Source organism: Mesorhizobium sp. M0152 (assembly GCF_040322415.1).
GTDB lineage: Bacteria > Pseudomonadota > Alphaproteobacteria > Rhizobiales > Rhizobiaceae > Mesorhizobium.
Map to the genome: position 1 here is coordinate 52,537 of NZ_JAMYTH010000007.1, position 16,187 is coordinate 68,723.

The 16,187-nt window shown below is 64.1% G+C and carries 16 protein-coding genes; 10 read left to right on the top strand and 6 right to left on the bottom strand.

Annotated features, from left to right (window positions below):
• Positions 1-2 precede the first annotated feature (2 nt).
• The 3 genes from NKJ26_RS09920 to pcaQ all read right to left on the bottom strand — a co-directional run bounded on the left by NKJ26_RS09920 (position 3) and on the right by pcaQ (position 3,638).
• Positions 3-1,730, bottom strand: coding sequence for an IlvD/Edd family dehydratase (locus NKJ26_RS09920; protein ID WP_352603908.1), 1,728 nt, complete (start codon positions 1,728-1,730; stop codon positions 3-5).
• Positions 1,727-2,527: a FadR/GntR family transcriptional regulator gene (locus NKJ26_RS09925; RefSeq protein ID WP_352695110.1), complete on the bottom strand. Its 801-nt coding sequence runs from the start codon at positions 2,525-2,527 to the stop codon at positions 1,727-1,729. The genes NKJ26_RS09920 and NKJ26_RS09925 overlap by 4 nt, the downstream gene beginning before the upstream one ends.
• Positions 2,528-2,720: 193 nt before the next feature.
• The gene (gene pcaQ, locus NKJ26_RS09930; RefSeq protein WP_352695111.1) at positions 2,721-3,638 is read right to left on the bottom strand and encodes a pca operon transcription factor PcaQ; all 918 of its coding nucleotides are present in this window, start codon (positions 3,636-3,638) and stop codon (positions 2,721-2,723) included.
• Positions 3,639-3,731: 93 nt separating this feature from the next.
• Between pcaQ and pcaD the strand changes: the two genes are divergently transcribed.
• From pcaD to NKJ26_RS09965, 7 genes are all read left to right on the top strand, one after another.
• A complete protein-coding gene (gene pcaD / locus NKJ26_RS09935; RefSeq protein ID WP_352695112.1) occupies positions 3,732-4,544 on the top strand; it encodes a 3-oxoadipate enol-lactonase in 813 nt (270 codons plus the stop codon).
• Complete coding sequence (gene pcaC, locus NKJ26_RS09940; protein WP_352695113.1) at positions 4,537-4,944, top strand: 4-carboxymuconolactone decarboxylase; 408 nt, start codon at positions 4,537-4,539, stop codon at positions 4,942-4,944. The genes pcaD and pcaC overlap by 8 nt, the downstream gene beginning before the upstream one ends.
• The gene (gene pcaH, locus NKJ26_RS09945) at positions 4,934-5,689 is read left to right on the top strand and encodes a protocatechuate 3,4-dioxygenase subunit beta (protein ID WP_352695114.1); all 756 of its coding nucleotides are present in this window, start codon (positions 4,934-4,936) and stop codon (positions 5,687-5,689) included. The genes pcaC and pcaH overlap by 11 nt, the downstream gene beginning before the upstream one ends.
• Positions 5,689-6,303 (top strand): protocatechuate 3,4-dioxygenase subunit alpha, encoded by a 615-nt coding sequence (pcaG, locus tag NKJ26_RS09950; RefSeq protein ID WP_352695115.1) that lies wholly within the window; start codon positions 5,689-5,691, stop codon positions 6,301-6,303. Before pcaH ends, pcaG begins: the two co-directional genes overlap by 1 nt.
• A 19-nt stretch (positions 6,304-6,322) precedes the next feature.
• A complete protein-coding gene (locus tag NKJ26_RS09955) occupies positions 6,323-7,375 on the top strand; it encodes a 3-carboxy-cis,cis-muconate cycloisomerase (protein ID WP_352603894.1) in 1,053 nt (350 codons plus the stop codon).
• Complete coding sequence (gene pobA, locus NKJ26_RS09960; protein ID WP_352695116.1) at positions 7,375-8,547, top strand: 4-hydroxybenzoate 3-monooxygenase; 1,173 nt, start codon at positions 7,375-7,377, stop codon at positions 8,545-8,547. The genes NKJ26_RS09955 and pobA overlap by 1 nt, the downstream gene beginning before the upstream one ends.
• A 310-nt stretch (positions 8,548-8,857) precedes the next feature.
• The gene (locus NKJ26_RS09965) at positions 8,858-9,892 is read left to right on the top strand and encodes a LacI family DNA-binding transcriptional regulator (RefSeq protein ID WP_352695117.1); all 1,035 of its coding nucleotides are present in this window, start codon (positions 8,858-8,860) and stop codon (positions 9,890-9,892) included.
• Here NKJ26_RS09965 and NKJ26_RS09970 read toward each other — a convergent pair.
• The 3 genes from NKJ26_RS09970 to NKJ26_RS09980 form a co-directional block, all read right to left on the bottom strand.
• A complete protein-coding gene (locus NKJ26_RS09970; RefSeq protein WP_352695118.1) occupies positions 9,880-10,845 on the bottom strand; it encodes an alpha/beta hydrolase in 966 nt (321 codons plus the stop codon). The genes NKJ26_RS09965 and NKJ26_RS09970 overlap by 13 nt on opposite strands.
• 8 nt (positions 10,846-10,853) lie before the next feature.
• Positions 10,854-12,002: a Gfo/Idh/MocA family protein gene (locus NKJ26_RS09975; RefSeq protein ID WP_352695234.1), complete on the bottom strand. Its 1,149-nt coding sequence runs from the start codon at positions 12,000-12,002 to the stop codon at positions 10,854-10,856.
• 269 nt (positions 12,003-12,271) lie between these two features.
• Positions 12,272-13,033, bottom strand: coding sequence for a DeoR/GlpR family DNA-binding transcription regulator (locus NKJ26_RS09980; protein ID WP_352603886.1), 762 nt, complete (start codon positions 13,031-13,033; stop codon positions 12,272-12,274).
• A 161-nt stretch (positions 13,034-13,194) separates the two neighbouring features.
• Between NKJ26_RS09980 and NKJ26_RS09985 the strand changes: the two genes are divergently transcribed.
• The 3 genes from NKJ26_RS09985 (at position 13,195) to NKJ26_RS09995 (ending at position 16,184) form a co-directional block, all read left to right on the top strand.
• Positions 13,195-13,995 (top strand): beta/alpha barrel domain-containing protein, encoded by an 801-nt coding sequence (locus tag NKJ26_RS09985; protein ID WP_352695119.1) that lies wholly within the window; start codon positions 13,195-13,197, stop codon positions 13,993-13,995.
• 3 nt (positions 13,996-13,998) lie between these two features.
• On the top strand, positions 13,999-14,949 hold the full coding sequence (locus tag NKJ26_RS09990) for a PfkB family carbohydrate kinase (RefSeq protein WP_352695120.1): 951 nt from the start codon (positions 13,999-14,001) through the stop codon (positions 14,947-14,949).
• An 89-nt stretch (positions 14,950-15,038) separates the two neighbouring features.
• Positions 15,039-16,184 carry an ABC transporter ATP-binding protein gene (locus NKJ26_RS09995; protein WP_352695121.1) on the top strand — a complete coding sequence of 382 codons (1,146 nt, stop codon included), beginning with the start codon at positions 15,039-15,041 and terminating at the stop codon, positions 16,182-16,184.
• Positions 16,185-16,187: the final 3 nt, after the last annotated feature.

Consider the following 16,187-nt stretch of genomic DNA (forward strand, 5'->3'; position numbering starts at 1 on the left):
CTCTAGTGGGAATGCCGAGGAATGCCGGCATCGCGGCGGCCGACCAGAAAGTCGAAATCGCAGCCCTTGTCGGCCTGCAGCACGCGCTCGACATAAAGGCTCTGGTAGCCGCCCTCGGGCGGCGCCGGCGGCTTCCAGTCACGCCGGCGGATCGCCAGCTCCTCATCCGAAACCAAGAGTTCCAGCCGGCGGCCGGCAACATCGAGTTCGATGAAATCGCCGTCGCGCACCAGGGCCAGCGCGCCGCCCGCGGCGGCCTCAGGCGCCACGTGCAGCACCACCGTGCCGTACGCGGTGCCGCTCATGCGCGCGTCGGAGATCCGCACCATGTCGGAGACACCCTGCTTGAGCAGCTTGGCGGGCAGCGGCATGTTGCCAACCTCGGCCATTCCGGGATAGCCGCGCGGCCCGCAGTTCTTCAGCACCATCACCGAGGAAGAGTCGATATCCAGCTCCGGATCGTCGATGCGCGCGTAATAATGCTCGATGTTCTCGAACACGACGGCCTTGCCGCGATGCTGCATAAGCTCCGGCGTTGCCGCCGACGGCTTGATGACGGCGCCGTTGGGCGCCAGATTGCCACGCAGGATCGAGATGCCGCCTTGCTTGGTCAAGGGCTCGCTCAGCGGCCGGATGACCTCGCTGTTATAGTTGGCCGCGCCGTCGATCAACTCTCCGATCGTCCTGTCGCTGACGGTCATGGCGTCGCGATGAAGAAGCCCCACTTCATCAAGCGACGCCATGACCGCAGCCAGCCCCCCGGCATAGTAGAAATCTTCCATCAGGAACCGGCCCGACGGCATCAGGTCGACAATGGTCGGGACATCGCGGCCAAGGCGGTCCCAGTCATCGAGGCCGAGATCGACGCCGATCCGGTTGGCTATGGCGATCAGATGCAGCACAGCATTGGTCGAGCCGCCGATCGCGCCATTGACGCGGATGGCATTCTCGAACGCCTGCCTGGTGAGGATCTGCGAAATCGTCACGTCCCTGCGGACCAGTTCGACGATCTGGCGCCCGGCCATCTGGGCAAGCACGCCACGGCGCGAATCCACGGCCGGGATCGCCGCATTATCCGGCATGCCGATGCCGAGCGCCTCCACCATGCTGGCCATGGTCGAGGCCGTGCCCATGGTCATGCAACTGCCCGCCGACCGGCTCTGGCCCTGTTCGGCGGCGAGGAAGTCGGCGACCGGCATGCGACCGGCCTTCACCTCCTCGGCGAATTTCCAGACATGGGTGCCCGAGCCGATATCCTGGCCTCGGAACTTGCCGTTCAGCATCGGCCCGCCCGAAACGGCGATGGTCGGCAGGTTGCACGACGCAGCCCCCATCAGCAGCGCCGGCGTGGTCTTGTCGCAGCCGACAAGCAGGATCACGCCATCGATCGGATTGGCGCGGATGGATTCCTCGACATCCATGCTGACCAGATTGCGAAACAGCATGGCTGTCGGGCGCATGTTGCTTTCGCCCAGCGACATCACCGGAAACTCCAGCGGCAGCCCGCCGGCCTCATAGACGCCGCGCTTGACGTGATCGGCCAGCGCCCGCAGATGCGCATTGCAAGGCGTCAATTCCGACCAGGTGTTGCAGATGCCGATGACCGGGCGACCGTCGAAAGCGTCGGCGGGAATGCCCTGGTTCTTCATCCAGCTGCGGTGCATGAAGGCGTTCTTGCCTTCGCCACCGAACCAGGCCTCGGACCGCAGCTTGCGTTTGGTGTCGGTCACGATACCTGACCCCGATCGTTGCGGCGTTTGTTGCGGTTTTCGACACTGCGGCGCACGTCTTCCTCGGCATTGTCGATGAGGACCAGCAGTGCCTTTTGCGCACCCAATGCGTCGCCAGCCGCGATCTTCTCGGCCACTTCCCTGTGCAGCGGCAAGGAGTGACGCTGCCCTTCCGGATTGTCGTTGGAGAGGCGAAAACTCATTACCAGGGCGGTTTCGACCAGCGCCGCCAGCGAGCCGATCAGTTCGTTGCCGGTCATGCGCAGGATGGTCTGGTGGAACAGCAGATCAGGCTTGGCGAAGCGGTCGCCATCGTCGACAACCGCTTCCATCTCGGCCAGAGCGGCGTTGATCTCGGCAACCTGCGCCGGTGTGGTACGCTGCGCGGCGAGTGCCGCCGACATCGGCTCAATGGCCCGGCGCAGTTCGAACAGCGCCCGGACATCGTCGGCGCTGACGCCGCTGGCGTAGCGCCATGACAGGACGTCCGGGTCGAGGAAATTCCAGTCGGAGCGGGGACGCACCCGCGTGCCGGTCTTCGGCCGCGACTCCACCAGCCCCTTGCCGGCCAGCACCTTGATCGCTTCGCGCAGCACCGTGCGGCTGACCCCCAGCATCTCGCTGGAATCGTCGGCATTGGGCAGCGCCTCGCCTGGCAGGAAATCGCCCTGCACGATCCGCAATCCAATCTGCTCGACGACCGTCGCGTGCAGCGCCGTCGAGCCGCTGAATACCGCGACCGCGACACGCGAAGTGCGCGCAGCGCTGAATGATTTCTTATTCTTCATACTATTCATATGATATGTCTTATAGGCACGGTGATTGGAGTCAAGGGAGGGGAGCGCGCCGATCGCAAAGAATTCCGCTGCCGGGCAGCACCAGATGAGTTCGCCTCGAGCGGCGACGGAATTGCGATGTTGAGATGCTCCGGCTGCCGGCGGCGCGATGACTTCAGGCCAGGAAGGCCACCGGCTCGAACGTTCCGAAGCCTCAGCTGCCTTGCCTAGCCGCTTCGCGGATGGTCTTCAGCAGGATCGAGAAAGCCGGCGAAGGCGCCGCGTCGGTGCGCATCGTCAGGCCGACCGGTCCCTTGGTTTCCTCGGTGTTGACCGGCAGGGCGACGAAGACGCCGCTGCCGAGCTCATTGGCGACGACACCGGCCGAGATGATCCAGACGGCATTGCTTTGCCGCAGGAAGGCGCGGCCGAAGGAGTCCGAGACGGTTTCGATTTCGGTGGCCGGCGCGGTCATGCCGTTGGTGATGAACAGCCGGTCGACGAAGGGGCGGATGACCGATTCCCGTGTCGGCATCAGCATCGGGAATTCATCGAGGCGCGTGAACACGTCCTGCCCGGGATCGAGCAGCGGATGTCCGGCGCGCACCACGAACAGCACCTGTTCGGAATAGAGGTGCTCGAAGAAGAAGCCGGTCATGTTTTCCGGCGCCGCCAGCCGGCCGACGACGAGATCGAGCGCGCCGATGCGCAATTGTTCGAGCAGTACCGCGTTCTCGCCGGTGACGATCTTGATCGCGGCCTTGGTTCCTTCCTTGAGAAACAGGCTCATGGCGAGCGGCATCACGCGCACTGACACTGTCGGCAACGCCCCGATGCGGATCGGGTGGCGATTGACCGACCCGTCCTGCCTGACGGAATCGACTCCTTGCTTCAGCGCCGTGACCGCCGTGCCGGCATGGCGAAGGAAGATCTCGCCGACACGCGTCAGGCGGATGCCGCGGCCATCGCGTTCGACCACGGCGACGCCCAGCGCCTCTTCCAGTTCGCGCAAGGTCTTGGTCACCGCCGGGGGGCTGACGTGCAGGAAGTCGGCCGCCCTCACCACGCTTCCTTGCCGCGCAACCTCGAGAAATGCTTGCAGGTGACGGAAGCGGATGCGGCCTTCGGACATGAGTTCGATAACCTGTAAGTTAATGAAACGGCACAAAATATCATTTTACCGAACCAAATGCCTCGTGCAATCTGGAGATGGAGGATCGAAATCGTGCCATTCGTCACCATCGACGGCATCACGCTGCACCACCTTCACGTGGAGGCAAACGGCGCGGCGCACCCGATCGTGTTCATCAATTCGCTCGGCACCGATTTTCGGATCTGGGACGAGGTCGTGACGCGGCTATCCGGTGAGGTGCCTCGGCTCGTCTACGACAAACGCGGTCACGGCCTGTCGGATATCGGCGGCGGCGTGCGTTCGATCGACGACCATGTCGACGATCTCAGTGGTCTTCTCGACCATTTCGGATTCGATAGGGTGGTGCTGTTCGGCCTGTCGGTCGGCGGCATGATCGCGCAGCGGCTTTATGCCCGCCGGCCTGAAATAGTCCAGGCGCTGATCCTCAGCGACACCGCCCACAAGATCGGCACCGCCGAGAGCTGGAACAGCCGCATCTCGATCGTGGAGCGCGACGGCATCGAGGCGATCGCCGACGGTGTGATGAAAGTGTGGTTCACACCGGATTTCCATGCCGCGCGTGCTGCCGAGCTTGCCGGCTGCCGCAACATGCTGGTCAGGCAAGCGCTGCCCGGCTATGTCGGTACCTGCATGGCGGTCCGCGACGCCGATCTCACCGACAGCGCACGGCGCATCGCGGTGCCGACGCTCTGTGCCGTCGGCGACCAGGATGGCTCGACGCCTCCCGATCTCGTCCGCTCGCTCGCCGATCTGATCCCCGGCGCGCGTTTCGAGATCATCCGCGGCGCCGGGCACATCCCTTGCATTGAGCAACCTGAGGCGCTCACCGCCTTGATCCGCGATTTCATCGCATCGCTTCCCTCGGGTGCTGAAAACCATGGATGAAGTCCCCGGCAATGCTGCCAGATACCGCGCCGGCCTCGCGGTGCGCCGGTCGGTGCTCGGCGAAAGCCATGTCGACCGGGCTGAAGTCGCCGCCACCGGTTTCGACCAGCCTTTCCAGGAACTGATCACCGAGGCCGCCTGGGGAACGGTGTGGGCACGGCCGGGCTTCACCAAGCGCGAGCGATCGATCGTCACGCTGGCGCTGCTGGCGGCACTCGGCCATGATGAGGAGGTCGCGATGCATGTGCGCGCCACCGCCAACACCGGCGCCTCGCGTGACGATATCCGCGAGGCGTTCCTGCATGTCGCCATCTATGCCGGCGTGCCGGCCGCCAACCGTGCCTTCAGAATAGCCAAGGAGGTGTTTTCGGAAATGGACGAAGCCAGGAATGCCCGTTAAGTCCGGATCGAACCGGGGGCCAGAGACCGGCGCCTTTTTCCGGCGCGACCGGACATGGCATCCGCCGGCCCTGACGCCGAACTACAAGACCTCAGTGCTGCGCTCGCCGCAGAAAGCGCCGCTCGCCTTCGACAACACGCTGTCGGAAATAGCCGGCCCTGTCTTCGGCCACGCCATGCTGGGCGAACTCGACGCCGACCTGATCCACAATTTCGCCAGGCCCGGCGAGAGCGCGCTCGGCGAACGCATCATCGTCTATGGGCGGGTGCTCGACGAACGCGGCGTCGGCGTGCCCGGCGCGCTGCTCGAATTCTGGCAGGCCAATGCCGGCGGCCGTTACCGCCACAAGAGCGACGGTTATCTGGCGCCGCTCGATCCGAATTTCGGCGGCTGCGGACGCGCAATATCAGGCGAGGACGGCGGCTATGCCTTTCGCACCGTCAAGCCCGGCCCCTATCCCTGGCCGAACGGGCCGAACGACTGGCGGCCCTCGCATATCCATTTTTCCGTGTTCGGCCATGGCTTCGCGCAGCGGCTGATCACGCAGATGTATTTCGAGGGCGACCCGCTGATCTGGCAATGCCCGATCGCACGCGGCATCCCCGACAAGGCAGCCATCGAAACGCTGATCGCCGCGCTGGACATGCAAGCCACCATCCCCTTCGACGCGCGCGCCTACAAGTTCGACATCGTGCTGCGCGGGCGCCGCTCGTCGCTGTTCGAAAACAGGCTGGAGGGCAATTGATGGTCCAGTCGCTGGATCGGCTCAGGGAAAGCCCCTCGCAGACCGCCGGACCATACGTCCATATCGGACTGACGCCGAATTTCTGCGGCATCGCCGGCGTCTATGCGAGCGACCTCGGTGTGACCATGGTCAACGACAAGACCAGGGGCGAACGCATCGGCCTGCGCATCCGGGTGCTCGACGGCACCGGCACGCCTTTGAAGGACGCGCTGATCGAGATCTGGCAAGCGGATGCGGATGGGCTCTACAATTCACCGGCCGAACTGCGCGGTGCCGCCGATCCGAACTTTATCGGCTGGGGCCGTTGCCCGGCCGACATGGAAACCGGCCTGTGCACGTTCGAGACGATCAAGCCGGGCCGCGTTCCTTTCCGGGATGGCCGCCTGATGGCGTCGCACATCACGCTCTGGATCGTCGCGCGCGGCATCAATCTCGGCCTGCACACGAGGCTCTATTTCTCCGACGAGGAAACGGCCAATGCGCAGGATCCGATACTGGCGCGCATCGAGCATCGCATTCGCGTGCCGACGCTGATCGCCGAGCGCACCGGCGACACCTACGTCTTCGACGTCCATCTCCAGGGGGAGAAGGAAACGGTCTTCTTCGACAGCTGATGGTCAGGAGGAGCAGGACATGACCGTATCGCCTTTCGACCATCCGCTGCTTTCCGGCCTTCTCGGCGATGAGGAAGCAAGCCGGCATTTTTCCGTCGAGGCGGAAATCCAGGCGATGCTGGCCTTCGAGCGCGCGCTGGCGGAAGCGGAGGCCGAAAGCGGCATCATCACGAAGGACGCGGCGGCAGCCATCGCGGCGGCGCTTGCCACGTTCCGGCCGGACACGGCCCTGCTGCGGGCGGGTGTCGCCCGGGACGGCGTCATGGTGCCGGAACTGGTACGCCAGATCAGGGCCGCGGTCGGCGAACCGCATGGCCAGAAGGTGCATTTCGGCGCCACCAGCCAGGACGTTGTCGACACCGGCCTTGTGCTTCGGCTGAAGCCGGTCGTAGAGCATCTCGGCTTGCTCCTGACCGAAACCGTCATCCGGCTCACCTCGCTCGAAGAACGTTTTGGCGGCAAGGCGCTGACCGGGGCGACGCGCATGCAGAAGGCGATCCCGATCGAAGTGGCCGATCGCGTCAGGGCGTGGCGGGCGCCGCTGCAACGGCACCAGGAAAGATTGTCGGAACAGTCCAGGCGCTTGTTGGTGGTGCAGTTCGGCGGTGCCGCCGGCACGCTGGAAAAGCTCGGCGAGAAAGGACCAGCGGTGCGTGCGGCCCTTGCGACAAAACTCGGCCTTGCCGACGCGCCGCAATGGCACAGCCAGCGCGATACGCTCGCCGATTTTGCCGGCTGGCTGTCGCTGGTGGCCGGCAGTCTCGGCAAGTTCGGCCAGGACATCGCGCTGATGGCGCAAGGCGGAACCGACATCGCGCTCTCGGGCGGTGGCGGCTCGTCGGCCATGCCGCACAAGCAGAACCCGGTGAAGGCAGAGGCCCTGGTGGCGCTTGCCCGCTTCAACGCCACGCAGCTTTCCGGCATGCATCAGGCGCTCGTGCACGAGCAGGAACGGTCGGGCGCCGCCTGGACGCTGGAGTGGCTGCTGCTGCCCCAGATGGCCGTCGCAACGGCAGCGTCGCTGCGCCTCGCCGCCGAACTGGCCGCAGAGGTCGAAAGCCTGGGACATTGATGCGCACGCAGGTCGCTATTGTCGGCTCGGGACCGTCCGGCCTGCTGCTCGGACAGCTGCTCCACGGCACCGGCGTCGAGACGGTCATCCTGGAACGTGCAAGCCGCGACCACGTGCTCGGCCGCGTACGCGCAGGCGTACTCGAACAAGGCACGGTCGAGTTGCTGGAAGAAGCGGGTGCTGCGGCACGGCTGCACGCCGAGGGGCTGCCGCATTCCGGCATCTCGCTCGCGTTCGACGGACGCCTGCATCGCATCGACATGGCGGCGCTCACCGGCGGCAGGCATGTCACCGTCTACGGCCAGACCGAAGTGACTCACGACCTGATGGACAAGCGTGATGCAGCCGGACTGACCACGATCTACCAAGCGGCTGATGTCGCGCTGCACGATTTCGACGGCGAGGCGCCTTTCGCCACCTATGACAGGGATGGCGTCACGCATCGCATCGATTGCGACTTCATCGCCGGCTGCGACGGCTACCACGGCGTCAGCCGCAAGTCGGTGCCGCAGCGCGCGCTGAAAAGCTTCGAGCGGCAGTATCCGTTCGGCTGGCTCGGCGTGCTGGCCGAAGTGCCGCCGGCCGATCGCGAGCTGGTCTACGCCAACCACGAGAGGGGTTTTGCGCTGTGTTCGATGCGCTCGACCCGCCGCAGCCGCTACTACCTGCAATGCCCCGAGGGCGACCGTGTCGAGGCATGGTCGGACGACCGCTTCTGGGACGAGTTGCGCCGCCGCTTGCCGGAACAGACGGCGGCGAGCGTCGTCACCGGTCCATCGTTCGAAAAGTCGATCGCGCCGTTGCGTTCCTTCGTCGCCGAGCCGTTGCGCTTCGGACGGCTTTTCCTGGTTGGCGACGCCGCCCACATCGTGCCGCCGACCGGCGCCAAGGGTCTCAACCTCGCCGCCAGCGACGTGCGCTATTTGTTTGCGGGCTTGCGCGATTTCTACCGCGAAAAATCCACGGCCGGCATCGACGCCTATTCAGGCAAGGCGCTGGCGCGGGTCTGGAAGGCGGTGCGTTTTTCCTGGTGGATGACGACCATGCTGCACCGCTTTCCCGATACCGGCGACTTCGGCCAGCGCATCCAGGAAGCCGAACTCGACTATCTCGTGCACTCCAGGGCCGCATCGACCGCGCTTGCCGAAAACTATGTCGGCTTGCCCCACTGAGCTTCGACCGCCATTGGCGCCGAGGAGATCTCATGCGCCTACGCGTCATCGAATGCGCCTCGAAGACGAATTGCGGCAGCTCGCGCGATGTCCCGGCGAGTGCTGGGCGCGCTCCGCCGGTAGGCGATCGCGTCGGTCACCAATTTTTAGGGCGTAAATAAATACTTTGACGTGTGCGATGATTTTGCATTGTATCGAGAAGTGTGGAATTTAACTGAATAAGTTCCGTCAAGCATTGCCGCATTGCGGCTACGGCCGCAAGCTGGCTGGACGACAAGGCTGGCGCGCGACGGCAGGGAGGCTTTAATCGATGGCGGAGAAGACGCATCGCACAATGGATGACTTCGCCCAGGCATGCGGCGTGTCGCGGCCGACGCTGTCGAAATATTTCGACGATCCGGAGAGCGTCAAGCCGGCGACGCGGGCGCGCATAGAAGCGGCGCTGCGCTCATCGGACTATCAGCCGAACCTTTTCGCGCGCAACCTCAACCGCAAGCGCACGCGCAATGTCGGCATCGTCGTGCCGACGGTCACCGATCCGTTCTATGCCGAGATGGTCAGCCGCATCGAGTTGCGTTGCCGCGATGAAGGCTTCTGGCCGATCGTCATCTCTTCGCACGGCTCGCCGAAACTGGAGGCGGAATCGGTCAGGACGCTGATGTCGCTGAAGATCGCGGGCGCCATCGTCGCGCCGTTGGGGTCGGTTTCCGAACCGGGCGTCTTCGACAGGATGGGCGAGAACATTCCGATCGTCTATTTCGACACTTACATCGAGGGCAACACGCCTTTCGTCGGCAACAACAACCATCAGAGCACGTCGACCATGGTCGATTATCTCTGCCGGTCCGGCGAGCCGCCGGTCTATGTCGACATTCCCCATGTCAATCACAATTCGAGCGAGCGCCTGCAAAGCTATATCGAGACGATGGAGGCCGCTGGTTTCGAGCCGGTCGTCATGGAAGCGGCGCTCGACTATACCTGGGACTTCGAGCGCATCGGCCATGAATGGATGGAAAGGACGCTCGCGGCCGCAGGCCTGCCCGGCCGCACGATCCTGTGCGCCAACGATCGTCTGGCCTTTGGCGTCATGTCCGCCGCCTACTCGCGCGGGCTGAAGATCGGCCGCCGGCCCGATTGCGATTTTCGTGTCGCCGCCCATGACGATCATCCGTTGAGCCGCTACACCTGCCCGCCATTGACCACCATGGCCCAGGATTTCGCCACCATGGCCGGCCGCAGCGTGGAGATACTGTTGGCTTTGCTGGACGAGGCCGATCCGCCCCGACAGGACATGGTGCGAAGCGTCAAGCTTGGCGCCACCCTGGTGATGCGTCAGTCGGCCTGAGCATCCGGTATCTGCCGGAGCCAGGCCGCCGTCTCGCTCACCGCTTGCCGTGCAGCGGGGATATGGCGGCCCATCGAGACGAAGCCGTGGATCAGGCCCGGCCAAAGCCGCAGCACCACCGGCACGCCTTCGGCCCGCAGCCGCTCCGCATAGGCTGTGCCCTCATCGGCGAGGATGTCGCAGCCAGCGACCGCGATGAAGGCCGGCGCGGCGCCGGCAAGGCTTGGCGCCAGCAGCGGCGAAACGCGCCACTCCAGAATGTCGTCGAGCGTTCGCACATAGTGGTCGCGGAACCAGGCCATGGTTGCGGCGGTGAGCCCGAAGCCGTCGCCGAAACGCCGGTAGCTGTCCGCCGTCTGGCGGGCATCGGTGTTCGGATAGAACAGGATCTGGGCGGCGAGCGGCGGCACCATCCCGTCGCGCGAAAGCAGCGCCAGCACGGCGGCCAGATTGCCGCCGGCGCTGTCGCCGGCGACGCCGATGCGGGTCGGGTCTATGCCGAGTTCCCCGGCATGCTCCGCCATGAAGCGGAGCGCCGCCATGCAATCCTCGAGCCCAGCAGGAAACTTGTGTTCCGGTGCCAGGCGATAATCGGGACAGATGATGACGGCGTTGCTCAGATTGGCCAGCCAGCGGCAGATCTCGTCATGCGAATCGAGATTGCCGATGACCCAGCCGCCGCCATGCAGATAGAGCATGGCGCGCGCGCCGGTTCGTGGCGCGCCGATGCCGCGATGGATGCGGATCGGAACCAAGCCGTTCGGTCCGTCGATCTGCCGCTGCGAAGTCGCCGCGACCGGCTCATGTTCGCCCTGCTGCGTCGGGAACGCAGCGTTGTAGGCGCCCCGCGCGGCTTCGACGCTGCCATTCTCGAACGGCTCGCCGCAGGCCGCACGGCCGATTTCGAGGGCGCGCAAAGCATCGGGGTCGAGCGTCATCGCCATCTCCGTCATGATTGCATCTAGGCCAGCAGGCCGCGGGCCTCGTCCTCCGAGAGTAGGGCCGGCTGGACGACGTCGCCGGCAATGGCGACCGAACTTTGCGTCTCGCCGGAATGCAGGATCGCCTCCATGACCTCCAGCACATGCAGCGCCAGATTGCCGGACGCGCGGGGCGTCGCACCGGTCTTGAGCGAGCGCACCAGATCGGCGACGCCGAGCATGCGGTAATTGGCGCGGTCGGGCGCCGCGTAAGGCCAGTTGCGGGCGCCGAAGAACCCGTCCTCGCTGCCAAAATCCCTCCAGTCGGCGCCGCGTTCGGAAAGCGAGACGGTGCCGCCGAACGTGTCGGGGTCAGGCAGGCGCAGCGACCCTTCCGTACCGTGCAATTCGATCGGATGGTTGGAGTGGCGAAAGACATCCCAGGAAGCGCCGAAGGTGACGGTGGCGCCCGAGCGGAATTCGAGCAGCGACAGCACGTTGGTCTGCGTGCCGACCTTGAATGTCGTGTTCTTGAACGGCCCCTCGGCTGATATCAGCCGCTCCTCCTGGCCCCGGGTCGCCATCGCCATGACGCGCTCGACCGGGCCGAGCAAATTGACCAGCATGGTCAGGTAATAAGGGCCCATATCGAACACCGGGCCGCCGCCCGGCTGGTAGTAGAATTGCGGGTTCGGATGCCAGTGCTCCATGCCGCGCCCCATCATGAAAGCCGTGCCGGTGACCGGTCGGCCGATGGCGCCGTCGTCCATCAGGCGGCGCGCCCGCCGTCCGGCGGCGCCGAGAAAGGTGTCGGGGGCCGAGCCGAGCAGCAGGCCGCGCTTTGCCGCCTCCGCCACCAGCCGGCGCCCGTCGCCGGCCGAGGTCGCCAGCGGCTTCTCGGTGAAGACATGTTTTCCCGCCGAAAGCGCAGAAAAGGAAATGTCGAAATGCGCCGCCGGAACGGTCAGGTTGAGAACAAGGTCGATCTCGGGATCGGCCAGCAGCGCGTCGACGCCAAGCGGCCGGATGCCGTATTCCTTCGCCCGCAACGCCACCATGTCGGCCGAAATATCGGCGCAGGCGCGCAACTCGATGCCGCCGAAGAGTGCGGCATTGCGCAGATAGGTCATCGAGATGTTGCCGCAGCCGATGACGCCGATCCCGAGTTTCTGTTTCGATTCCGCCTGCATTTCGATCGTTCCTCCCAATGCGGTCATGCTCTGCCGGATCCGCCGTGGCGGTAACGGGTCGCGTTCCAAGCGCTATACAACGTTTTGAATATTGACGCGCGTAAAATTTTTGTAGAACATGCGGAATGCTGGCGCGATATAGGGAGGCTGCCAGCCCTGGGAGGAGAAAAGAAAATGATAGACATCAAAAGCGGCCGACCGCCGGTACTAAGCCTGTGGGTCATGCGCGCATTGGATATTTGCGTCGGCGCCAAGGACCGCGACGGGGGTCAGGCATAGATCACCTTGGCTCCGGTCCTATCAAGCTGGCCGCGTATCGGGCCGGACAGGCCATCGTCGGTGATTACGACATCGACGCTCGACAGCGAAAATGCCTTGGAGGTTCCGCTGACGCCCCATTTGCTCGAATCCGCAAGGAGGACAACGCGCCGGGCCATGCGCACGAGGTTTCGCTTCGTTCGCGCCATGTCTTCGTTCACGTCGACCACATCCAGTGACGAGTCAATCGCATGCGCTCCAACAAAGACCTGATGCGCTACCAAGCCGCCGAGAGCCGTGTCGGCATTGGTGATCAGCGTGCTCACCGTGTCCGGATAGACCCGGCCACCGATCATGTGAACATCGAGCCCGGGCCGATGCATCAGATGCTGCACGATATTCATCGCCGTGGCCGCGACCACGACATTGCTGAGCGGCGGTAACAGCATGGCAACCTGCATCAATGTCGAGCCGCCGTCGAAGATGACCGATTGGTTGTCCTCGAACAGTTCTACCGCTGCCCGGGCGATGCGTTTCTTTGCATCGAGGTTCGTTTGCATCCGCCGGGCGAACGCGGCCGTGGTCGAATCTGTGGTCCGGATCACCGCCCCTCCACGGGTCTTCGTCAGCAGTCCCTTGCGGTCCAGTATCTCGAGGTCGGAGCGCACCGTGACTTCCGACACGCCAAAATCGTCTGACAGGTCCTTGATGCGAACCTGTCCGCTGCGTTGCACTTCACCCAGGATCGATTGGCGTCTCTGCTCTGACAACATTGCCCTGTTCTTGCCTCCATGCGCCAAGCGATCGCCCTGGCCTCGGTTCACTCTATCAAAAATACGCGAAATCGAAAGATTTCGAAAGATTGCATTTATTCTTTCTTTCGAAAACACTGGTCCGGGATTTTGAAATCAATCGATTGGAGAGTTTTGGACTCATGAGCCTCGGAACCAAGGTGCGCCTGGCGCGCCTCTTCTCACATCCATCGGGGAATCTTTTTGGCGGCGCGGTCGACCACTTTGTCGGCTATGGCGACGTGCGCAAAGGAGGTCTTGCCGACCTGCCGGGCGCGCTTGCGCGCGTCATGGTGGGCAAACCCGACTACGTCAGCATTCAGCCCGGCACCGCGCGCCATCTGTGGCCGCAATACTCGGGCAAGGCTTCCTTGGTGATCCAGGCCGGCTGCTTCACCCCGGACGATCGCATCAGTGAACTGATTGCAACGCCCGAGGATGCGGTGCGCGCTGGCGCCGATGCGTTGGCCGTGGCCATTCCGGTGCGCGGCGCGACAGAGGGAAGATACATACGCTGGCTGACCGATTCGGTGAATGCGGCGGCCCGTTACGGCATGCCGGTGGTGGCGCATATCTACCCCCGCGATTTCACCGACGGGGCAAAAATCGTCTTCACCCCCGACGAGATCGCCTATGCGGCACGCATCGGTTACGAGTCCGGCGTCGACGTGATCAAGATCGGCTACACGGGCGATTTCGAGTCGTTTCGAGAGACCGTTCGGACCTGCCCGGTGCCGGTTGTGATCGCCGGAGGTCCGAAGACCGACACGCTGCTCGGCGCTCTTCAGCAGACGGCGGACGCCATCCGTGCCGGCGCGCGCGGTGCCGTGGTGGGCCGCAATCTCTGGGGGCACGGCGATCCGGAAAAGGCAGCGATTGCCTTTCGAGGCGTCATCCATGACGGCCTTTCGGCGCAAGACGCCTTGGCGAAGGCGGGTGCCTGAACGATGCCCGCCGTCCCTTCAATCCTCGGCTTCGGAGCGATTGCGATCGACGACATCGTCTATGTCGATCAGCCGTTGTCGGCGGGCAAGGGAAAGGTTCTGCAAAGTGCCCGAGCTTTCGGGGGAAATGTCGCGACGGCACTTGCCGCCGTCGCGCGGCTCGGCGGAACCGCCGGGTTCATCGGATGGCTGGGCAGTGCCGCCGACGACGCCGTGTTGTGCGATCTCGTTGCGAGCGGCGTTGAAACCGCGTTCGCGCCGCGCCACCCGCACGCGCGCCCGGTGCGCTCGCGGATCACCGTCGGTTCGGATGGGGAGCGGTTCATCGCGTATGACGACGAAGCGATGCTGGGTACCGCGCCGGACTTTCCGGACGAGGTCCTCAGCCGCGCGACCGTCCTGATCGTCGATAGTTACGGGATCGGGTCGCTGGATGTCGTGGCTCGGGCTCGCGATCTCGGCCTTGCGATCCTCGGCGATGTAGAATGGAGCCGCGGCCCGGCCACCGAGAGACTGATCGGGCTCTGCGACCATCTCATTCTTCCGCTCGGCTTTGCGCGGACCGCCACGGGCCGCCGGTCGCCGGCCGAAATACTCGATGCATTATGGTTGCCGTCGCGGTCCGCCGTGGTCCTGACGGATGGCGACAGGGGCGTCTTCTATCGCGGACGCGACGAGACAGGGCTCTGGCACCTGCCTCCGCACCGGGTTGCCGTCGTCGACTCGACCGGCGCCGGTGACTGCTTTCATGGCGCCTATGCCCTTGCATTGACGCGCGGGGCCGACACCGCAGGCCGGGTCGCATTCGCGGCCGCGGCGGCGGCCCTTTCGATAACGGGGCGGGGCGGGCGCGAGGCGCTTCCGACCGACGACCAGGTCACGGAACTCCTGGCATCGACGAACGCGCCGTCGGCAGTCGAACTGAAATATGCGGGGCTCGATACGGGAACATAGCCCGAACTATCCGAGGAAACATTTCGCAGGTGAACATAAGCCGAGGACAATCACAAAAATCAGTGGCTTAGACTTGTGGAGGGAGGAATATGGCAGAAGTCGTTCTTGAGAATATCTGCAAGACGTACGGGAACAATTTTCACGCAATCGACCAATTGAACCTGTCGGTCGAGAACGGCGAGTTCTTGATTCTCGTCGGGCCGTCCGGCTGTGGCAAATCCACCGCGTTGCGGATGATCGCGGGACTGGAGGACGTCACCAGCGGCAGCCTTCGGATCGGCGGAGTCGACGTCGTCGACATGCCGCCCAAGGACCGCGACATCGCGATGGTCTTCCAGAGCTACGCCCTGTACCCTCATATGACGGTGTTCGAAAACATCGCCTTTTCGATGCGGCTGGCAGGCAAGCCGAAGGCCGAGCGCAAAAAGCGCGTGGACGAGATCGCCAAAACCCTTCAACTGACGTCTCTGCTGGACAGCAAACCCGCGAACCTTTCAGGCGGACAGCGTCAAAGGGTTGCCATGGGCCGCGCCATGGTGCGCGAGCCGGCAGCCTTTCTCATGGACGAACCCCTTTCCAATCTGGACGCGAAACTACGTGTTCAAATGCGCGCCGAAATCACCAGCCTGCAAAAGCAGCTCGGCGTAACGACCATATATGTGACCCACGACCAAACCGAAGCCATGACGATGGGCGACAGGGTCGCGGTGTTGAAAGGCGGCGTGCTGCAGCAGGTCGACACACCCAAGAGGCTCTATGAATCGCCGGTGAACGCCTTCGTTGCCGGCTTCATCGGGTCTCCTTCGATGAACCTTTTCGAGGCGACCCTGACGGGCGACGAACTGATGTCCGGCGCCTTAGCCATCCGGCTGCAGGATGCAGCCTTCGTGCGCAGGCCGGACTTGAGGTCGTATGCGGGGCGCAAAGTCGTGTTCGGGATACGACCGGAGGATCTCTATGACAGCAGCCTCGAATCCGGCCGCAAGTATCAGACGATACCGGCAAAGGTGACCTCGATCGAAGAACTCGGATCCGAACATATCGTCCATCTCAACATCGACGCGGTCCGGGTGGACTCCGGCGACCCTGACGCGGTGCAGGATTTCGGCCTGGCGTCGAATGCGGTGGCGAAATTCGAACCGGTCAGCACAGTCCGCTCCGGCTCGGAAATCAGCTTGGCCCTGGATGACGCCAAGCTCCATTTCTTCGATCCCGGGACGCATCTGGCGATCTGAATA